This is a genomic window from Rhodococcus sp. NFXS4, assembly GCF_058139645.1.
Map to the genome: position 1 here is coordinate 4,063,789 of NZ_CP192221.1, position 21,007 is coordinate 4,084,795.

Sequence of the window (21,007 nt, forward strand, 5' to 3'; positions counted from 1 at the left end):
CGCGGCCTTGTCTCTCGCGGCCACGGAAGGTTCAGCGCACCGGGCCCGCAGCATCATCCCATCGCGCTATCGATAGTTCCAAGACTTGCCATTCATAATCTCTATGGCCACAGCGTGGCGGCATAATCGACCACCATGACGTTCGACGAGGTGGCCGACGAGCTGTACGGGCTGGACCCGTCCGACTTCGTCGCCACCCGCACGGAACGGCAGAAGCAGGCGCGTTCCGACGGCGACAAGGACCTGGCCAAGCAGATCGGTGCGCTGCGCAAACCGACGATCGTCGGGTGGGTGCTGAACGTGACGGTGCGCGACGCGGAGGACGACGTCACAGACCTGCTCGACCTCGGCGAAGCACTTCGTGAGGCGCAGCAACATCTGCGGGAAGGCCGGAGGCCGGCCGGTCGACCGTCGGGCGCCACCCTCCGCACGCTGACGAAGCAGCGGCAGCGCGCCGTGCGTGCACTGGCGAACCGCGCCGCGAAGATCGCAGAAGACCGCGGTCACCCGATCGGCGAGGACGTCGGGCGCGAGGTGACCCAGAGCCTGAATGCGGCGCTGTCCGATGCGGACATCGCCGACGAGGTGCGGCGCGGCCGGATGCTGGGGGCCGCCGAGTACAGCGGGTTCGGCCCGATGGGGCTGGTGTCCGTCGATCCCGAACCCGCCGAAGACGACAAACCTGCGCAAGAACCCGAACCCGACGACACCGCCGAACGGGAGAAGCAAGAGCAGCGAGCCCGCGCACAGGCCGAACTCGACGACGCCGAGGCTGCGCTGCAGGATGCGACCGAGGCGCTGGAGCACGCCGACCATCGCGTCGACGAGCTGCAGGAGTCGGTCGACGCCCTCACCGAGCAACTCGAGAAGGCCCGCGAGGACCTGGAGGCGGCGCAGGACGCGCGTTCCGAGGCGGCGTCGGAGAAGGACGCGTCGACCTCGAGGGTCCGGAACGCGACGAAGCGCCTCGATAGACTGTGATCGAGGCGCTTCGGCGGTGACGGGTCAGGCGCAGTTGCCCGCTGTGGGGACGTCGCGGAACCGGGCGTCGAGCCAATTGGTGCCGGCGCCCAGTCCGATGAAGTCGGGCAGGACGTGGCCGAGCGCGAGCCCGGGGAGGAAGAACGGCAGCTGCTGCGTGTTCAGCTGGACGTTCGAGCCCTTTCCACACCAGGTTGCGGCGAGATCGACTGCCTGGCCGTGCGGCACGATGTCGTCGCCCGTGCCGGTGTCGATGTAGACCGGCGTGGTGGGTGTGCGGTTACCGATCTTGTTCTCGGCGAGAACCGTCTGCGCCTCGGGAATGCGCTTCAGGTAGTCCGACAGCGACTCGCCGGTGGTGATCCACTCGTTGGTGCGGTGGAAGCCCACGGTGAGTGCACTTTCCACGACGCACTGATTCTCGAGTGCCGCCAGCGCAGCCTTGCCGGCCGGGTTGGTCGACGCGTCGATGATCGGTCCCAACTCGGGGTTGGACCGGCGCAGACCGTTCAGGGTGTAGCCGATGACACCGGTGAGGATGGTGCCGTCGACCTGGGCCAGCGTCGCTGCCAGATCGGCGACGGGAGCACCGGCGTAGGTGCCCTTGATGTCCAGCTCCGGTGCGTACTCGGGAGCGAGCTCCACGGCTGCTGCCACGGCGCCGCCGCCCTGGGAGTAACCCCAGAGGCCGACCGGGGATTCGGGTCCGACCTTGGTGTTGCCGAGTTGCTGCGCGGCGCGCGCCGCGTCGAGCACCGCGTGCGCTTCGGCGGCGCGGTTGACGTAGGTGTGCGCACCCGGCGTGCCCAGACCGTCGTAGTCGGTGATGACGACGCCGTAGCCGCGGGCCAGCAACGCGTAGGTGGAGAGCAGCTCGTACTCGACCATGAGTCCGAGCACGGGGGTGTAGGTGAGGACGTTGTTCAACTGGTGCGACGGCGCGCACTGGTCGCCCTGGCCGTGGGTGCCGGGGGCGATCACCACGAGCGGGCGCGGACCGGGGCCGGTCCACTCGGCCGACGGGTCGATGTACGTCCCGGTGACGGCCACCGGCGCGTCGTTGGCGTCCTGCGACCGGTACATCAGGCGCGTCGCGGTGCCAGGAATCGGTCCCTGCGGCAAGGGGAGCGACAGTGCGAGATTCGACGGCCCGGTACGGATGAGGTCACCGTCGTTCCCGGCGGGAAGCGGCGAGGGCGGCGTGTAGAAGCTCGAGGCCGGGCCGGGGGGTTCGGCGGTCGCCGTGGGCACCACCGCGCCGAACAGACCGAGACACATCACCAGACCGACGCCGGCAGACCGCAGTTTCCGCACATTCATCCCATCGACAACGGGGCCCTGGCGGGCCCACTACCGCCCTGACCGTAAGTGATGGGGCCCACTTCCGAGAAGCCGGTGTGACCCCGACCGCGGACTTCGTGCTCGATCACTTTCCGAGCCCGAGCGGACGGGGCCGGACCACAACAGGGTCGGGCGGAAACAGACCCTCTAGCCTGAAGCCATGAACGCGTCGGACAGTGTCGAAGGCTCGCAACCCCCGAAGCCGCCCCGCCCGTCGGTGCACGTGACGCCCATGCGGGAGCCGGTTCCCGACGAGCGCCCACGCGCCGTCGATGCCGCCGTGATCCTGTGGAGTCTGTGCCTCGTCGTCCTGGCGGCCACCGGCGCGCTGCTGGGACTCGACCACCAGGGACTACGGTCGCGCCTCGCCGACGTCCTCTCGGCCGACGCCCCCGGCACCTCGGCGGAGGACATCGACTCGACGGTCCTCATCACGCTCGTCGCCGGTGCTGCCGTCGGCGCCGTTGTTCTCCTGGTGGGACTGGCCGGCATCCTGCAGATCCGCGGCCGACGCCCCACCGGACGATCCACGCTGACCCTGGTCGGCATCGTCGCCGCCGCGGGATCGATCGCGTTCTGGATCGCGACCTCCGATGCGCTGGAGCAGCCCACGACGTATGCGCCGTTCGTCGTCGCGGCCCTCGCTCTGCTGGGCACCGCTCCGCTGTTCGTCCCCGCCGTCGGGCGATGGCTCGCGGCCGCTCCCGTCCGGCGCTGATCTCAGCGGCGGTCGAGCTCCGCGAGGATGCCCTCGGCGCTGCGCGCGGCGATGTCGCACGCCCGCGCCGTGAACCGGTCGAGCAGCGGATGGGACGCGCGGGAGCGCCAACTGCGGACCGCGTCGAAGGCCGTCTTGCGCTGCAGTTCCACCGAGTCGTCGGGATCGAGCCCCAACCGCGTCGTCGTCTCGGTGCCCTGCGCACCCACCAGTCGAGCGAGCTCCGCCTTCTCCGGCTCGGGCAGCCGCACCTCGCGTGCCCGTAGCTGACCGAGCAGACGCAGTTCCTTGAACCCGTGGACGTCGGCGAGGGTGGATCCCACCTCGTCGATGATGGCGCGCGATCCCGCGGCCGGTGAGGCGCGCAGCACGCGATCGAGAGCGACGAGGGCCGAGTGCGCCTTGAGCTGGTCGGCTCGCTCGCCGAACTGAACGTCGATGATGTGCCGTAGCTCCTCGAGTCCACTGCGCTCGACGAGTTCCCGTGCAAGCGAGGGCGAATCGCGCGTGCCCATGCGGATGAGCGTGACGGCCATCCGGATGCCGAAGAGCCCGAAACGGTCGACGAGCCCGGCGCGCGTCTCCGCATCGACGGGGAGTGGCATGTCCGGGCGGGAGAAGCGGTCCGCCGACAGCATCGCCAGTTGGAGGTCGTCGGGCGGAGCGTCGGCCAACGCGACGAGCGCGCCGAACTCGCTCTGCCGCAACGTCCGTGCCCCGAGGGCGAGCAGGCCGGCGACGGGCACGACGGCCTGGCACAGACCGGTCTTCTCGAGCTCCACCGCAAAGCGGGACGCCACTTCCTTGGCCGACATCATCGCGTCCATGCGACCGGCGCCCACCTCGTCGGCACGCGAGACGACGCCGACCACGCCGAGGGGGCCGGAGTCGCCACCGACCGCGTCGTTGATGCGGGTGAGGAACGACGTGTCGGACGCGCTCAGGGTGCGCAGGAGATAGACCACGGCGTCGGCGCCGGACGCGGAGTCCTCGGGCGTCAACATCGACAACGTCCGCTCGGACACGTCCAGGGACAGCGACGACGTGCCGGGGGTGTCGATGATGGTGTTGCGGGCCAGGGTTCGCGCCGGCCACTCGACGTCGAGGCGGTCCACGCGGTCCGCGGTGAGATCGCCGAAGTCGAACGACAGTCGACCACCCCGTCGCAACACCGGGATGCTCATCGAGCGGTCCCCGTCGTACCGGGCCGTCACCGAGGGAGACGTCCCGCGGCGGTACCACGTGACCACGCGGGTGCACTCGGTTGCGTCGGTGGGGGCGATGTCCTGTCCGACGAGCGCGTTGAGGAGCGTCGACTTGCCGGCCTTGAGTGATCCGGCGAGCGCGACGCGCAGCGGCTCGTCGAGCCGGTCCGCGCAGACGCGCAACGCATCCCGGACGTCCGGCTCCCGCACGTACTCCGCCTGCGCCGCCGCGACGAGTTCCCGCGCACGGTCGAGCGTGACACTCACGAGCCGGTACCGATCTGCGTGCGGTCCGCACGAGCCGCCTCGACGACCTTGTCTGCCTCGGCGGCCTCGACGGCCTCGGGGTCGAGCTTCTGCGCAATGCTGCGCAGTGCAGAGATCTTCTTCAGTGACTGCTCCAGTTCGGCTGTGCGCGCGGCACGCTCGGACGAGGCGCCGGTCGCCGCCTCCTGCGCGGCCCGCAGCGAGTCGCTCACCGAGCGCACCGTCTGATCGGCCATGTCGGTGAAGTGGTCACGGAGCTGGCGCTGGACGAGCCGCAGGCGGTCCTTGGACTCCTTGCCCACCTGGAAGCTGACGTCGTCGGTGAACTTGCGGATGGCGACCTTCGCGTCGGCCCGCCGCTTGAGCACCCGCGCCTCCTTGTCGTCCTTGTAGGCCTTGCTGCCCAACAGGACTCCGGCGCCGAGCGAGATCGGATTGAGCAGCGCCAGTCCCATCATCGTCGTGATGAGTCCGAACATGAGCACGCCGCCGTAGGAGCCGCGCATGCCCACGAGCACCTTCGAGGTGATGCCCATCCGGCCGGACTCGAGGTCCCCCAGTGAGGTCACCGGGTCCATGACGCCGTCGACGTTCGCGATGTTCATCGCCGGGATGTGCGCATCGGCCGTCTCGGCGAAGTGCCGAGCGACCGTCTCGGCGAGCCACAGGGACCGCTCGTGCGCCCAGACGAAGTTGTCCCCCACGGCGGAGGCGATCTGGTCCTCGAGCCACTCACCGATGCGCGGCCAGTCCTTGCCCGGGTCTCCCCCGTCGACCGCCTCCTCCGCCTCACGGGTGATGACGCGCAGCCGGTCTCGCAGGTCGTGGTCGATGTCGGCGGCCAGATCGGTGATGCCGTCGTTGAGTGTCTGCTGCCACCGACTGCTGCGCTTCTGCATGTCCTCGGCGTTGGCCCGCGCCTGTTGCAGACCGGCCACCGCCGCGGCGGCGGTCTCCGGATCGCGAAGCGCCGCGAGTTCACTGCCCAGGGCGAGGGCGAGATGCTCGGACACCGAGCGGACGTCGAGAGCGACGGCCTTGCGAGTGGTGGCGTCGGCACGCTGCACCACACCGCGGAGGAAGTCGTAGAGAGCCGGGAAGCCGGCCTCCTTGTCGAGCGAATCGTCCTTCAGCCGCAGCGCGTGCGAGCGGAGCATCGACGAGATCGGCATCAGCGGAACGTCGATGCCCTGCCGCGCGAGGTGCCCGCGATCGGCCTCGACGATGCGCCGCCAGTGCGGGTACAGGTCGGTCTTGGTCACCAGGCACGCGACCGCCGGGCACAGAGTCACCACCTGGCGCAGGAAGGCCACCTCGGGCTCGGTGAACTCCTGACTCGAATCGGACAGCACCAGAACGGCATCCGCCGACGTGATCAGACCCAGGGTGCTGTTGGCGTGCGGGTTACCGTGGCCGCCGACGCCGGGGGTGTCGATGACGACGAGCCCGTCCTTCAGCAGCGGGCTGGGCACGGAGATCTCGAGGCGCAGGATCTCGCGACCCTCCGCGCGCGGGTCGGTCGGTGTGACGGCATGGATGTCCGCCATGGGGATGTCGATGCGCACCGGGTCGGCGCCGATCTCGCCGACCACCAGCTCCGCCCGCTCGGTCTCCGCGTACGCGACCATCGTGGGCACCGCGGTGGTCTCGTCGTCGCCCACCGAACACACGTCGAGGCCCAGCAGCGAGTTCACGAACTGGCTCTTGCCCTGCTTGAGCGGTCCGACCACGACGATGCGCAGGCGCGGATCGAGCACCCGCTCACGCGCCGCCGTCAACCGGTCGAGAAGGTCGCGGCGACCGGCACCGGACGCCACCTCGCCCATCCGGGACAGGAGCTCGGCCAGTTGCGTCGCCTGCGTCGGCGCGGGGGTCTTCCCGGCGCCGGTCTGCACGGCGGGTGGTGCGTCGTTCTGCATGTGGTCCCGATCTGTCTGCGGTGGCAACGGGTCGAGCGCGTCTGTGAGCATTCACCATCTGCGGCGGTGTGACCCTCACGGTAAGCGCCGACGACCCCGTACGCATAAGCGCGTACGGGGTCGTCGGTGTTACAGAGCGCGGGTGATCAGTTGGCGTCTCCCGCGTCGGCCGCGTTGTCATCGGCCACAGCGCCGGTGTCGAGGCCGTCGTCCGCGGAGCTCAGTCCACCGCCGAGGGTGTTCGACAGGCCGTCGGTCAGGCCACCGGTGAGTCCGCCGCCGAGCCCGGAGACGGTGTCGGTGAGGCCGTCGCCGACTCCGTCGACCGCCGCCGCGGGGCCGTCGAAGGCACCCTCGGCGTCGACGTCCTGCCAGGAGGTGGCCTCGCCGGCGATGTCGCCGCCGAGTCCGCCGTCCGTGGTCACTGCGCCGAGCGCGTCGCCGGTGACGTCGGTGACCGCGCTCAGGCCCAGTCCGTCGGTCGCTCCGGTGACGCCGCCGAGCACGGCGTCGGTGGAGTTCTGGAACTGGCCCACCGCGTCGGCGGTGGCGTCGATGCCGCCGTCGAGTGCGCCGGTGAACTCGGACGTGTTGTCCAGTCCGCCGGTGACCTCGCCGTCGGGCGAGATCTCAAAGCCGCCGAAGACGCCGCCCGCGCCGGTCGCAGCGCCGGTCAGGCCGCCCTGCAGCTCCGAGCCCAGCTCGAGCCCGCCCTGCGTGACGCTGTTCAGGCCCAGCCCGAGGCCGCTGGCGAGGCCGCCGCCCAGGCTCGCCACCGCACCGGTGACCGCGTCGGGATCGGTGACCGCGCCGCCGACACCGGTGAGGGTGCCGTCCAGTCCGCCGGCGACCGCACCCACGGCGCCGAGGCCACCGGTCAGGGTGGTCAGTGCGCTGAGGCTGCCGTCGAGGCCGGTGTTCGCGTCGAGCAGTCCGCTGATCGGCAGACCCTCGGCGTCGAGCGCGCCGCCGGCGGAGACCGCCGTGTCGAGTGCGGCGTCGAGCATCGTGGTGAGGTCACCCGTGGCTCCGAGTGCCGTTCCCAGAGACGCCACCGGATCGCCGCCGCCGGCGATGTCGAGCAGAGCGCCGAAGGCTCCGCCGAGCTCCGCACCCGCCGTGCCGCCGACGCCGAAAGCTGCGGTCAGCGTCGCGGGCAGGTCGCCCAGGGCGCCGGTGTCCACGCCGCCGACGAGGCCGAGCGCCCCGTTGAGCGCGGTGCCGAACTGGCCGACCGGGTCGGTCTCCAGGTCGAGGACACCGCCGACGTTCAGTGCGTCGCCGAGTGCGGCGGAGACGATGCCGCCGAGGTCACCCTCGAGCAGTCCGTTCGCATCCAGATCGGCGAGCACCGTGCCGCCGAGCACCGTGCCCAGTGCGGTTCCCAGTCCTGCTGCGGCTGCGCCGCCCAGTCCCAGTGCCGCGGCCAGGCTGCCCGTGAGGTCCGGCAGGTCCGTGTCGGGCAGGCCGACTCCCGCGACCAGGCCGAGGCCGGTCGAGACAGCGCCGCCGAGCAGGCCGGCGAGGTCGGCGTCCAGATCGAGATCCGGAGCCGCACCGAGCACCGTGCCGAGCGCGGCGTCGAGGTCCAGCCCACCGGCCAGCAGTGCACCGAGCTGGGCCTGCAGATCGGCGGTCAGGGAGCCCCCGAGAGCGGCACCGAGGGTGGCGCCGACCGTGGCGGCGACGTCGCCGCCGGCGGCCAGAGCACCGCCGAGTGCAGCGCCGACCGTGGCGGCGAGATCTCCGCCGACCAGGCCGTCGAGATCGAGCGCCCCGCCGAGTCCGAGCGCCGTGTTCAGGGCGCCGGCCAGGGTGGCCGCACCCTCACCGGTGATGCCGAGAGCGGCGGTGACGGCGGCACCCAGATCGGCACCCGCGGTCAGGTCGGTGACGCCGGCGAGGACGCCGCCGAGGGCGAGTCCGAGTTCACCGGCAGCGTCGCCACCGAGGCCGAGAGCCACGCCGAGGGCGGTGGACAGCTGCGCCGCCACATCGCCGCCGAGCAGTGCCTGCAGGTCACCGGTGAGCAGCCCGCCGGCGCCGAGGGCAGCGCCGAGCGAACCGGCGAGCGCACCGACGATGTCGGTGTCCAGTGCGCCGGTCAGGCCGCCCAGCAGGTCGGCGTCGAGCAGACCGCCGACGGCTCCGAGCCCGTCCAGATCTGCGAGCCCGTCGAGATCGACCAGCCCGCCGAGTCCGAGTGCGCCGCCGAGGACCGTGCCGAGTGCGGCGTCCAGATCGACGCCGCCGCCCAGCAGACCTGCGAGCTGTGCGCCGAGGTCGCCCGACAGGGCGGTCCCGAGCACGCCGCCGAGGGCGGCGCCCACGTTCGCGGCCAGCGGGCCACCGGCCGACAGTGCTGCGCTGAGCGCGGCTCCGACGGTGGCGGCGACGTCCGCGTCGGCACCGAGGATCGCGGTGAGGTCGAGACCGCCCGCAGCTCCCAGCATCGCGTCGAGTGCGCCCGACAGCGTGGCGGCGGCATCGCCGGTGACACCGAGTGCACCGGCGAGGACCAGTCCGAGATCGGCGCCGGCCGTGAGGTCGGTGGCCGCACCGACGAGCCCGCCCAGTGCCAGGCCGAGGTCGCCACCCAGTGCGCCGCCGGCGCCCAGAGCGCCGGAGAGTGCGGCACCCAGAACGGCGGTGAGGTCGCCGCCGAGCAGTGCGGTGAGGTCGACGTCGGTCAGGCCGCCGACGTTCAGTGCGGCGGCGAGCGTGGTGCCGAGCGTGCCTACCAGGCCGGCGGCCGCGTCGGCACCGATGCCGAAGACCCCGTCGAGGTCGAGAGCGCCGCCCAGGACGGCGGTCAGTGCGGTACCGAGATCGGCGCCGCCTGCCAGCAGTCCGGTGAGCTGGGCGCCGAGGTCGGCGCCGAGCACGGCAGCGAGGGTGGTGCCGAGTGTCGCGCCCAGTCCTGCGGCGACGTCGCCACCGGCGGCGAGTGCGCCCGAGAGCGCAGCCGTGATGTCGGCGCCTCCGACCACACCGAGTGCGGCGTCGAGCGCGCCGGCGAGCTGCGCGGTGAGTCCACCGGTCAGGTCGCCGTCGAGGCCGAGGGCCGCGGTGAGCGCCGCCGCGAGGTCGGCGCCGAGGACGCCGTCCAGGTCCAGACCCGCGGTGACCGTGCCGAGCACGTCGCCCAGGGCCAGGCCCACGTTCGCCGCCACGTCGCCGCCGGCCGCGAGAGCCGTCGCGAGTGCGGCGGAGAGCTGCGCGGCGAGGCCGCCGGTCAGTAGGCCCGCGAGATCGGCGTCGAGCAGACCGCCCGCACCGAGCACGGCTGCGAGCGAGGTGCCGAGCGTGGCGACGAGGTCGCCGCCGAGGCCGAGGGCACCGGACGGATCGAGGACACCGCCCAGCAGGGTGGTGAGGCCGGCACCGAGGTCCAGACCACCGGCGAGCAGGCCGACGAGCTCGGCGCCGAGGTCGCCGGACAGGACACCGCCGAGGGCCGCGCCGAGCGTGGCACCGAGGTTGGCTGCCACCGCGCCGCCGGCGGCGAGAGCGCCGGAGAGTGCGGTACCGAGGGTGGCCGCGAGGTCCAGGTCGCCGAGGACGCTGAGGTCGTTCAGCACGTTCAGGTCGCCCAGCACGCCGAGTCCGCCGAGCAGGTCGAGATCGCCGGCCAGGCCGAGGACACCGTCGAGAGCGGCACCGAGCTGAGCGGTGAGGCCCGCTGCGAGTCCACCGGTGAGTCCTGCGCCGACACCGAGTGCGCCGGTGAGGGCTGCGGCGAGGGTGGCACCGAGTCCGGCCACCGCGTCGACGTCGAGACCGCCCGCGACGTCCACGAGTCCGGCGAGCACGCCGCCGAGGGCGAGTCCGAGGTCGCCGCCCAGGTCGCCGCCGACGGCGAGAGCGCCGGCCAGCGCGGCAGCGAGCTGAGCACCGAGATCGGCACCGAGCAGTGCGGTCAGATCGCCACCGAGCAGGCCGCCCGCGCCGAGGAGAGCCTCGAGGGAACCGCCGAGCATGGCCAGGACACCGGCACCGAGGCCGAGTGCGCCGTCGACGTCGAGCAGGGCACCGAGGTCGGCGAGAGCGCCGATGTCCAGGAGGCCGCCGAGGCCGAGAGCGCCGTCGAGGATGGTGGCCAGTGCCGCACCGAGGTCCAGCTCACCGGCCAGCAGTCCGACCAGCTGAGCACCGAGGTCGGCCCCCAGGACGCCGCCGAGGGCGGCACCGAAGGCCGCGCCGAGCGTGCCGGCGACGGTACCGCCGGCGACCAGCACGCCGCTGAGGGCAGTGGAGAGAGTGGCGCCGAGCGTGGCCGCGATGTCGGCTCCGCCGGCCAGGGCGGCCGCGAGGTCCAGTCCACCGGCCAACTCCAGAACACCGTCGAGCGCGGCGCCGAGCTGCGCACCGATACCGCCGCCGAGGCCGAGCAGACCGGCGAGGGTCGCGCCGAGGGTGCCGCCGACGCCGAGAAGAGCGTCGAGGTCGAGTGCGCCGGACAGGCCGGTGACGGCTCCGAGGAGCGCGCCGAGGGAGGCGCCGAACTCACCGGCGACGTCTCCGCCGGCAGCGAGGGCTGCGCCGAGAGCCGCGGAGAGCTCGGTGGTCAGCGTGCCTGCGAGCGCGGCGACGACGTTCGCGTCGAGGATGGTGGTCAGCGTCGCGCCGAGATCACCGGCGACGTCGACGGCAGCGGCGAGTGCACCCGAGAGAGCAGCGGTGATGTCGGTGGTCACACCGAGCGCGCCACCGACGACGACACCGAGCGATCCGGCGACATCGAGTCCGGCGGTGAGGGCGGCGGCCAGATCGGCGCCGAGCGAGCCACCGGCGGTGACCGCTGCGCCGAGCACGCCACCGAGTGCGGCGCCGACATTCGCGCCGAGCACACCGCCCACCGAGAGTGCGTTGGAGAGAACGCCGGACAGACCGACGACGGCGTCGAGGTCGAGACCGGCGACGGTGCCGAGCACGGCGTCGAGGGCGGCCGTGAGCTGGGCTCCGGCACCCACGCCGAGGCCGAGCGCTGCGGTGAGCGCACCGGCCAGGGTGGCGCTGAGGTCGACCAGCGTGTCGAGGTCGAGGACGCCGCCGAGGGCGAGGAAGGCGTCGAACGCCGCGCCCAGTGCGGCACCGAACTCGGCGGCGAGGTCGCCACCGAGGGAGAGTCCGTTGGCCAGGACGAGGGCGAGGACCGTGGTGAACTGGCCCGCGATGTCGAGGTCGCCCAGGTCGATGAGGCTGAGGTCGAGTCCGCCGAGCAGGTCGATGTCGCCGATCCCGCCGAGGTCCAGCGAGGCGAGGTTCAGGCCGCTGAGGTCGAGCGAGGCCAGGTTCAGGCCGCTCAGATCCAGGTCACCGAGGTTCAGGTTGCCGATGTTGCCGATGCTGCCGATCGCCAGGCCGCCACCGATGAGGGTCGGGCTGAAGGTGAAGCCGCCCAGGTCGAAGCCCCCGAAGTTGTTGTTGCTGAAATTTCCGTTGTTGTTGTTGTTTCCGAAGTTCACCGCGTTGCTGCCGAACGTGGGGCCGCCGACGGCGACGTTGTTGCCGCCGAAGACGGTGCTGTTGTTCACGCTGCCCGCATTCACGACGGTCGAGTTCACGGCGTTGGAGGAGCTGCCCGCGTTCACGATCGAGGCGAGACGCGATCCGCCGGCGAACAGTCCGGACTCGGCGACCATGGGCGCCACGGCCACGATGTCGGCGTGGCACACGTCGGGCAGGCCGGCAGCGTCCAGCGAGGCCTGGGGGTTCGCGCAGTAGGCGGCGGCGGCCTTGTCGTCGCGAAGAAGGCTGAGGATGAAGTCGAGTACGGCGTTCGTGGCCATCGGGATCTCCTGGGTGTGTGTGAACCGGTGTCGGCAGACGGTGTGTGTGCAGGCGTCGAGGTGGTCGGGCCGACTGTCTCGGCACGTTGAGATCAAAACTAGGTCGACTAGTGAGGTGTCCCAACGGGGCGCAGCCCCCTTCCTGCACCCCGGGGGTCGCCCCGGGGCAGATCGGGGTGACTAGGGGGCATAGGGGATAGGACCGCTCTACTCTTGTGACCTGTAACGAAACGGACCATCGGGACGACAGTGCCGGTGGACAGCTACGGCGTCACGGCGACGTGCCCGACAGCAGGTCCGACACAGCCTTGACGAGCACGAATATCGACGAGCACGGAAACGGAGTCGGCGCCATGGCAACGGATCAGGGACGGTCATCAGGTCTGGGACTGGACGTCGGCTCGAGCACCTCGACGGCGGTCGCCGTGGACGGTCCGGGACACCTCGGTGACGCCGTCACCATCGTGCGGTCCACCGCACTGTCGGTCACGCCCGACCGTGAACCCGCCCTGGCCGCGCCGGGCACCGTCGACACCACGGCCCTGACCGGCTTCGCCGGCCGCGTCGGCGATCCGGTCGCGCTGGTCACCGAGGACGGACGCAGCTACACCGGCGACGAGCTCTACGCGACGACGCTGGACTGCCTCGTCCGGGAGGCACGCACGGCCGGCGCCGACGACGACGCCGCGATCGTGGTGACCTACCCGACGTCGTGGCCCGAGTACACGGTGGATCGGCTTCGCAACGCGGCTGCCCGCCACGGCCTCACCGACGTCACCTTCGTTCCCGACGCTCTCGCCGCGACGGCATGGATGCAGCAGTCGCCGGACGCGGTGGCGGACGGCGTCGTGCTGGTCGCGGACCTGGGTGCGAGCGCCCTGACCGTGTCGGTCGTGCGCACAGGTGCCGATTCGGCGATCCTCGGACGCGGTGCGCGCAGCGAGGACGTCAGCGGCGCCCACATCGACCAGGTCGTGTTGGCCCACGTGCTCGACAACGTCGACTCCTCGTCGCTCGATCCCTTCGATCCCGCGACGGTCGAGGCCCTCACGACCCTGCGCACGCACTGCGCGACGGCCAAGGAAGCACTGTCCTCCGACACCGAGACGGTCGTGCCGGTGCACCTGCCCGGCATCGACACCGACGTGCGACTGGTGCGGTCGGAGATCGAGGAACTACTGCGCGAGACGTTCGACGACGTCACCCGGGTACTCGGCGAGGCGCTGCGCACCGCGGGTGTCGACGGCGACGCGGTGGACCGCGTGCTGCTGGTCGGCGGCGGCGCGTCGATCCCCATGCTCACCGAGACCGTGTCCTCCGCGCTGCGCAAGCCGGTGACCGTCGGCGAACAGCCCGCGGCCACCGCCGCGACCGGAGCCGCACTGCTCGCCGCCGACATCGCTTCTGCCGGCGCAGAACTGAACCGCCCGGGCGCAGCGGCACTCGCTGCCGTCGCCGCCGGTTCCACCGTCGACGACGACGAGACCGACCTGCTCCCTCCGGTCACCGAGCGCCCCGCCTCGGCCCGAACCTCCACGCCCGCACCGGTGTCGCGCTCTGCACACGCCAAGGACGCCCCGTCGCGCGGTAAGCGCACCGCCGTCATCGGCGGCGTCGCCGCTGCCGTGATCCTGCTGGCCGCTGGTGGCCTCTCCGTCGGCACCGGCCTCGTCGGCGGATCGTCGGAGAACACCGGCCCCTCCACCAGCAGCGCGGTGGCCCCGGCCGCCGCGGACGGTTCCGTGAGCGCGACCCCGACCACCGCCGCCGCCGGCGTCGACCCCGTGACGGGACAGCCGCGCACCACCGGAGCCGCCGGAGCGCCGACCAGCGGCGCCGCAGCAGCACCGGGGGCTGCGGTTCCCGGCGCGACCGCGCCCGGCTCGACCGGATCGGCCGCGGTACCGGGCGCCACCGCGCCGAACGCTGCTGTGCCGAACGCACCGGCGCCGCAGTTCACCGCTCCGAGCGTCCCGACGGCCCAGGTGCCCCAGGCTCCGGCCTACACAGCACCCTCGCTGCCGCAGTACACACCGCCGAACGTCATCGGCGGCGTCACGGACGGCCTCGGCGGTGTCGTCGGAGGCGTGGGTGACACCTTGGGCGGTGTCGGCGCCGGTCTGGGCGGTGCAGTCGGAACGCTGACGAGTCCCCTCGGACTGTGACTTCGCCCGACGAGCGATCGGCCCTCGACGCTCTGCTGTCCGCGCACGATCACACCGCCCTCGTGGTGGTGACGCTCGCGTCGGTCGGTGTGGCCCCGGATCCGTATCTCGTCGCCGATGTCGCCGACGTCCCGATGCCCGACGCCGCCGCCGCCGTGGAGCGCACCCGGGGCTGCGGGGTCCTGTCCGACGAGGGCCTGCTGTCGGACTCCGCGCGCGGTGCCCTGCGCGTGGTGATGGGCGAGCACGGAATGCTCGGCGTGCTGCGTCGCCTGGCACGGGTGCACCTCGACAGTGGCGGTCTCGGTGGTGATCTCGCGGTCTCGCTCGCGGATGCGGGTCTGCGCGATCCCGATCTCGCACAGCACCTGGTCGGATTGGCCTCCGCCGCAGACCGTCTCGCCGCACGACGACTCTGGGACGCGGCCTCCGCGGCGGGCGCGCAGGGCACCGACATCTCCGTGCCCTACGCCGACGCCCTGCTCGCGAGCGGAGATCTCGACACTGCGGCGCTCACGGTGGACGCGGTGCTGTCCGCCGAGGCGCCGTCACCCGACGGAGTACGCGGAGCCGTTCGCGTCGCGTCCACGGTCGCACTGATGCGCGGCACCGCGTCGCACGCCGCCGACCTCTACCGGTGGCTCGGGCCGGACCGCATCGGACCGGATGCGGCGTACGCGGTGACGACGCTTCTCGCCGTGGGGGACGCCGACTGCGCCGCGACGTTCGTCCGCGCGCACGGCGGCCTCCGCCCCGTCCCGCCCACGTCGGCGAACGCCCGCTCGACGCTGGTGGCCCGCGGGCTCCTCGACTCACTGACCGAACCCGCCACCGTGGCAACGGGTTCGCTGCTGCGCGCCGCCTCGATGGCCGACACCGCGGTGGGCGCCCGGGCCGAGCCGGAACATCCCGCGGTGATCGCGGCACTGATCGCTCTGCACACCGGCGACCCCGCCACGGCCCGAGCGGTGCTGACCGAGACCATCGCCGCGGATCCGGGGTGCGCGGTGTCCACGCGGTGCCGTCTGCTGCTCGCCTGGTCGGCCCTCGTGGCCGGCGACACGGGTGTCGATCCCACCTCGGGCGTCGACCCGGCCACGCTCCCCCAACGGGACGCCCTGTCCTACTTCGCACTTCGCGTCGCCACCGCCCGCCGACGCGGAGATACCGGCGCCCTCATGTCCGCGTGGCAGGAGGCCCGGCGCACCGTCGCGGAGGCCGAGCCCGATCTCTTCTCCCTCATCCCGCTCGGTGAACTGTGGCTCGCCGCAGTGCGTCTCGGGGACACGGCACGCATCGCGCACTCCGTCTCCGCGGCCACCGCACTGGTCGCCTCGCTCGGCGAACCACCGACCTGGGCGGCCACGTGGCACTGGTACGGCGTACAGGCCGCCATCCTCGGCGGCGCCCCGGCCGACCTGCTTCCCCACGCTCGTGCGCTCGGCTCGTTCGCCGACCGCAGTCCCCACGCCGCAGCACTCGCCTCCGCCGGCAAGGCATGGCTCCGCGTCCTGCAGGGCGAGCCCGACGTCGCCGAGGTCGAGACGTCCGCTCGCACCCTGGAGAAGTTCGGGCACGCCTGGGACGCGGCACGGCTCGCCAGTGACGCCGCCCTGCGCGTCGCCGACACCCGCGACGCCACCGCCCTGCTGCAGATCGCCCGCGACATCGGTGCCGTCGCGGCGACGGCCGAGCCCACCGAGCCCGGTTCCGCGTCGCTGGGGGCGCTGACCGAGCGTGAGGCGGAGGTGGCGCATCATCTCGTACTGGGCCTGACGTACCGCGAGATCGGCGCCCAGATGTACATCTCGGCCAAGACGGTCGAGCACCACGTCGCACGGATCCGTCGACGTCTGGGAGCGCAGTCGCGCTCGCAGATGCTGTCGATGCTCCGCGCGGCCGGCTACGCACAGGACAAGGAACGACGGGTACACGCATGAACACCGGGCACGACGCCGCACCGATCACCCGAGCCACCGGGATCCACATCACCGATCTGACGTCGACGGCCGTCGTGGTGTCGACGACCTCGGGTGAACTGGTCCGCGTGCCGGTGACGGCCGAGACGGTTCTCTATCTCCTGCCCGACGGCACGACGACCCTGCACCGGCCCGACGCGCTGACGGCGGACATCGACGTCGTCGATCGCTTCATGGCTCGCGTCGGTGACCCGTCCGGCGTGGTCTCGTCCCGCGGTGTGCCCATGCGCGCCGAGGACCTCGTCGCGACCATGATGTTTTTGCTACTCAGCGAGACCGTCGACGCCGGCGAGGACGTCCGCGCCCTCACCGCCGGCGCTGCCCATCCCGCCGACTGGTCACCCGAGCGCATCGCCGCGCTGCGGGACGCGCTCGACTTCGTCGGACTCACCGCGCTGACGCTGCATCCCGAGTCGGCCGATCCCCACGCCACCCTCGGCGCGTCGGAGGAACGGCTGGCCGCCGCCGCGGCCGCCGCACGTGCCGCCGCCGGGCTCGCGCCGACGACGGGGGCACCGCTGCTCGCGACCGCTGCCGCCTCGACAGCCACCGACAGCGGTGCATCGAGGTCGACACCGCGCGGCCCCCTCGCCCTCCTCGTGGCGGCCGCAGTCGCGACCCTGCTGATCGTGGGCGGCGGTATCGCCTACCTCGCGTCCGATCGGACGGTCAGCACCGCGGTTCCGGCCGTCGAGGACGCCGCCGGTGTCACCGCGCGGCCGACGACGACTCGTCCCGCCCCGTCCACCAGCATCGGCTTCCCGACCGTCGTCCCCGGCGCACCCGCGCCCGTCGAGGCCACACGTGCACCTGCTCGAATCACCACGACGGTGCCCCCGCGCGCACCGGACCTCGAGCCGGCACCCGCGCCCGCTCCTGCCCCGGCGCCGGCACCCGAACCGGCACCCGAGCCCGTGCCCAGCGACCCGCCCGTCGTCGAGGAGCCAGTCGACCCCGCGGAGGGAACGGACTCGGACCCCGACGTTCCGGATACTCCGGACACTCCTGCCGAGCCCGGGTCACCCGCGCCGTCACCCGACACCACGCCGGTCGGCTAGATCCCCCCTGTGCAGGGGCGGAGCTCAACCGGTATCCCATGACCGTGACGACCGGTACGGTGATCGGACGGGTGCTCGCGGTCGACGTGGCACCGTGTCCGCAACTCGCCGAGGGGGTCGAGTCCGAATGAGCGCGCGCAGCCAGGGGTTCGACGGCCCCCGGGTCGACAAGACGATCCACCTCGTCATGGCGTTGACCGACGCCGAGACGGCCGTGTCGGTCGACATCGACGGTGGCACCGAGCTGTTCGAGTGCCCGACGGCGGTGGGCCTGGACTCCGACGGACGCATCCGCCTCGACGACTCCGACCAGGGAGTTCGCGGATTCCTGTACGCGGTGGGAGACCCCCGCGGACTCGGTCTGGCCGGCGGCCGCGTGGTGCGCGCCGAGGACCTCGTCGCCGGATTCGTCCACGCTCTGACGGGCATGCTGTCGGAGCTCTACTCTCTGCCCGCCGACGCGCGATGCATGCTGCTCCACCCTGCAGGACTGTCCGCCGACTCGATCGCCGCACTACGAGACGCCCTCGACTACGTCGGTCTGCAGGACTGCTCGCTGGCTCCCGCGACGTCGGAGAACCCGGCGGTGGCCGTGCGCGCCGCACCCTCGCATCGGTCGTCGCCGGCCACCACGGCGGCCTCGGACAAGGCATTCGCGGCGATGGTGTCGGACTCGGCCACCGGCAGGACGCGCCGCAGTCGGACTCACAAGAGAACACCCACGCGCGCAGCCGTCTCGGTCGCCGCGGTGGCGCTCGCGTTCCTCGCCGTCGGCGGCGCCGTGGGCACCCACGACCTCGACTCCAGCTCGGTCGCGCCCCTGAACTCGCAGCAGGCCATCACGCCCGCCGCTCCCGTCGTGACGTCGTCGTTGGACAGCACCACGACGTCCGCCGCGCCGCTGCCCGTCCAGGAGCAGGCACCGGCTCCGGTGCAGGAGGCCCCGGCTCCGGAGATCGACACGCCCGACCCCGTCGTGCCACCCGCACCTCCTGCCGCCGCGGTGGAACCGAGCACCGGTCTCGGGCTCCCGACGGACCGGTTCCCGTTCGCGCCACCGGACATCGACTTTCCCGATTTCCCGTCGTTCCCCGAGGTGACCGTGCCGACGCCGCCGACCGTGGCGAGCAGTACACCCGCACCCACGACCACGTCGACCGCTCCCACGACCACGTCCACGGCGCCGTCCGTCGCGATTCCACGGCTCGGCCCGATGCTGTCTGTGAACCGTCCCTGACGCTCGTCGGGCGCCGGAAACGCTCAGGATGATGCCCTATGCTCGTGCGCTGGCATCGGTACCTCTGCAAACCATGTGCGGACCCGACGGGCCACGGACTGTCACCACTGCGAAGGGAACTTCTTGCGTAACTCGGCGGCCACAGCGGCCACGGGCCAGAGTCACTCCGAGTCGAGCGGCGCATCTCGCAGCGCACGGGTGATGGGGGTGGTGGGCGCGTCGCTGTTGACGCTGAGCCTCGGCACCGCCACTGCCGGCGCAGCACCCGCGTCGTCGGCTCCCGAGCAACTGTCCGCGGATCGCCTCCCGTCCGAGTTGGTCGACGCCGTGCAGCGCGATCTGCACATGTCGCCGCAGGAGTACCTCGATCGCGCTGCCGAGGCGCAGAAGCTTCGTACCTACGCCGACGACTTCCGTCAGCAGCGCCCGGCGGACTTCGCGGGTGCCTGGATCGGCGACGACGGCGTTCCCGTCGTCGCGGTCACCACCTCGGAGGCCGCGAGCCAGGTGGCGGAGGACGGCTACCGCAGCCGCCAGTCCCCCGTGTCGGCGGACACGCTCGAGCAGTCCCTCGACGACTTCGGTCGCTGGGTGTCGGGTCTGCCCCGCGAGGTCTCGTCACAGATCAATTCGGCGGCTGTCGACGTGCTCGGCGGACGGGTGATCGTCGACATCGCCAACAGTCCGATCGGGCGCGCATTGAATCTGCCGACCGCCATCGCCAACCTCCAGGTGCAGCTGTCCCCACCCGCTCCCGGTCCGACGCCTCCGCCTGCCGTGATGGGCGGCGACGACTACGTGACGTCCGCCGGCGACATCACCACCGCGCCGCTCGAGGACATCGAGATCTGCTCGTTCGGGTTCAGCGCCACCGACAGGGCCGGCACGCCGGTCAGTCTGTCTGCGGGACACTGTGATCCGGGCAACTCCGCCTCGGTGTACCTGCCCAATCGTGACGACATCCGCGCCAGTACTCCCGTCGGCGACTTCACCACGTCGAATGTCGGCGGCAGCGACGGACTCGACTACTCCGTCATCGCGCTGAACGACGCCGGCGTGGCCGCCGGGCTCGACCAGCCCACCGTGCGGGGAGCCAATGGCACCGCCCTCACGATCACCGGAACGGCCTCGCCCGTCATCGGTGCCCCGGTGTGCAAGTCCGGTCAGGCGTCGTCCTTTACGTGTGGTCTCGTCGCGGCGGACCGCGTCGAGACGCAGCTCTTCCTGGGCGACGGCGACAGCCGCACGGTGCGCGGATTCGCCAGTACCGCCTGCACTCTCGCGGGTGACAGCGGCGGCGCCATCGTCACCGGAACACTCGCGCTCGGCATCACCAGCGGATCCAACAGCGGCGCAGCTCCGAGCTGCGGCGAGGCCAACCTGGCGCTCGCTCGGTACGGCGGAACCGCCAGCCTGGGCATCCCCGTCGACGCCGTCACCGCGGCCACCGGAACGACCGTCCGCACGTCGTGAGATAGCACAACGTTCGGTCTCCTTGGTGCGGTAATGTCACCCGTCGAGGCAGGGTGCCTCCGCACCTCGATCGTGCGTCGTCGACACACGGAAGGCCCGACATGGGATACCTCCAGCTCGCTCTCACCGTCTTCGGATACATCATCGGGATCGTCACCAACGCCGGCGCCTTCGGAAGCTGACCTCCCCTTCACCACACTGTCGCGGCCCCGTCGTCTTCGGACGACGGGGCCGCTTCCGTGAGTATCGAGGAATCAAAAAGACACGGGCACATCACTTTTCGGCGTCCGTCACGTAACGCACTCTGGTCACAGTGGTATCGTGGGACACGCGCAGTCCACTCCGTCACCAACGTCGGTGACGTCCGAGTGTCGACCGTTCCGTTAATCCCACGAGGCGGTGTACCGCTGTGCTGCGCTGCGTTCGATACCCGATGACCTTCGGCCGTTCCCCGAAGGAGGTATCGCTGTGACCGACATCGCCGATTCGTCACTCCCCCGCGAGACTCAATCCCCCGCCGCGATCTACACGGCGGCAAAGATGTCGTCTGCTCGGGCGGCCCTGAGTTCCGTTGCCCGCGATCCCCGACTTGCCGACGCTTCCGTGCTGTTGGGCGCGCTGTCGGTGGTGGCCTTCTGGAGCTTCGGCTTCGGCGTTCTGCTGGGCATCGCCGCGCTCGTCGCCGGCGTCCTGGCCACCCGCGTTCCCGATTCCGATCGCGCAGACACCGTCATCGGACTGCTCACCGGAGCCGTCGGTGTGATCGCGGGTGGCATCTTCCTCGCCGCCGCCGTTCCCTGGCTCTGAACCACTCCGCCTGGAACGAAAGAAGGCCGCCACCCGATGGGTGGCGGCCTTCGTCGTGTTCCGAG

12 protein-coding genes are annotated in these 21,007 nt (G+C 71.8%); 8 read left to right on the top strand and 4 right to left on the bottom strand.

What is annotated here, in order from left to right:
• Positions 1–135: 135 nt before the first annotated feature.
• On the top strand, positions 136–981 hold the full coding sequence (locus J4E04_RS19195; protein ID WP_490149372.1) for a hypothetical protein: 846 nt from the start codon (positions 136–138) through the stop codon (positions 979–981).
• 24 nt (positions 982–1,005) lie between these two features.
• Here J4E04_RS19195 and J4E04_RS19200 read toward each other — a convergent pair whose 3' ends face one another.
• Positions 1,006–2,301 (bottom strand): lipase family protein, encoded by a 1,296-nt coding sequence (locus J4E04_RS19200; protein ID WP_231476455.1) that lies wholly within the window; start codon positions 2,299–2,301, stop codon positions 1,006–1,008.
• 181 nt (positions 2,302–2,482) lie between these two features.
• Between J4E04_RS19200 and J4E04_RS19205 the strand changes: the two genes are divergently transcribed.
• A complete protein-coding gene (locus J4E04_RS19205) occupies positions 2,483–3,040 on the top strand; it encodes a hypothetical protein (protein ID WP_051613623.1) in 558 nt (185 codons plus the stop codon).
• Between the two features lie 2 nt (positions 3,041–3,042).
• Here J4E04_RS19205 and J4E04_RS19210 read toward each other — a convergent pair whose 3' ends face one another.
• The 3 genes from J4E04_RS19210 to J4E04_RS19220 all read right to left on the bottom strand — a co-directional run bounded on the left by J4E04_RS19210 (position 3,043) and on the right by J4E04_RS19220 (position 12,223).
• The gene (locus tag J4E04_RS19210; protein ID WP_027506933.1) at positions 3,043–4,512 is read right to left on the bottom strand and encodes a dynamin family protein; all 1,470 of its coding nucleotides are present in this window, start codon (positions 4,510–4,512) and stop codon (positions 3,043–3,045) included.
• Positions 4,509–6,431 carry a dynamin family protein gene (locus J4E04_RS19215; protein ID WP_490149373.1) on the bottom strand — a complete coding sequence of 641 codons (1,923 nt, stop codon included), beginning with the start codon at positions 6,429–6,431 and terminating at the stop codon, positions 4,509–4,511. The genes J4E04_RS19210 and J4E04_RS19215 overlap by 4 nt, the downstream gene beginning before the upstream one ends.
• A gap of 146 nt (positions 6,432–6,577) precedes the next feature.
• A complete protein-coding gene (locus J4E04_RS19220) occupies positions 6,578–12,223 on the bottom strand; it encodes an IniB N-terminal domain-containing protein (RefSeq protein WP_490149374.1) in 5,646 nt (1,881 codons plus the stop codon).
• Between the two features lie 308 nt (positions 12,224–12,531).
• Between J4E04_RS19220 and J4E04_RS19225 the strand changes: the two genes are divergently transcribed.
• The 6 genes from J4E04_RS19225 to J4E04_RS19250 all read left to right on the top strand — a co-directional run bounded on the left by J4E04_RS19225 (position 12,532) and on the right by J4E04_RS19250 (position 20,942).
• A complete protein-coding gene (locus tag J4E04_RS19225; RefSeq protein ID WP_490149375.1) occupies positions 12,532–14,388 on the top strand; it encodes an Hsp70 family protein in 1,857 nt (618 codons plus the stop codon).
• A complete protein-coding gene (locus J4E04_RS19230) occupies positions 14,385–16,328 on the top strand; it encodes a LuxR C-terminal-related transcriptional regulator (protein WP_222640646.1) in 1,944 nt (647 codons plus the stop codon). Before J4E04_RS19225 ends, J4E04_RS19230 begins: the two co-directional genes overlap by 4 nt.
• Positions 16,325–17,425 (top strand): hypothetical protein, encoded by a 1,101-nt coding sequence (locus tag J4E04_RS19235; RefSeq protein WP_490149376.1) that lies wholly within the window; start codon positions 16,325–16,327, stop codon positions 17,423–17,425. The genes J4E04_RS19230 and J4E04_RS19235 overlap by 4 nt, the downstream gene beginning before the upstream one ends.
• A gap of 127 nt (positions 17,426–17,552) precedes the next feature.
• The gene (locus J4E04_RS19240; protein ID WP_490149377.1) at positions 17,553–18,662 is read left to right on the top strand and encodes a hypothetical protein; all 1,110 of its coding nucleotides are present in this window, start codon (positions 17,553–17,555) and stop codon (positions 18,660–18,662) included.
• A 201-nt stretch (positions 18,663–18,863) separates the two neighbouring features.
• The gene (locus J4E04_RS19245; protein WP_490150580.1) at positions 18,864–20,135 is read left to right on the top strand and encodes a S1 family peptidase; all 1,272 of its coding nucleotides are present in this window, start codon (positions 18,864–18,866) and stop codon (positions 20,133–20,135) included.
• Positions 20,136–20,603: 468 nt separating this feature from the next.
• Positions 20,604–20,942, top strand: a complete 339-nt coding sequence (locus tag J4E04_RS19250; RefSeq protein WP_490149378.1) for a hypothetical protein — start codon at positions 20,604–20,606, stop codon at positions 20,940–20,942.
• Positions 20,943–21,007: the final 65 nt, after the last annotated feature.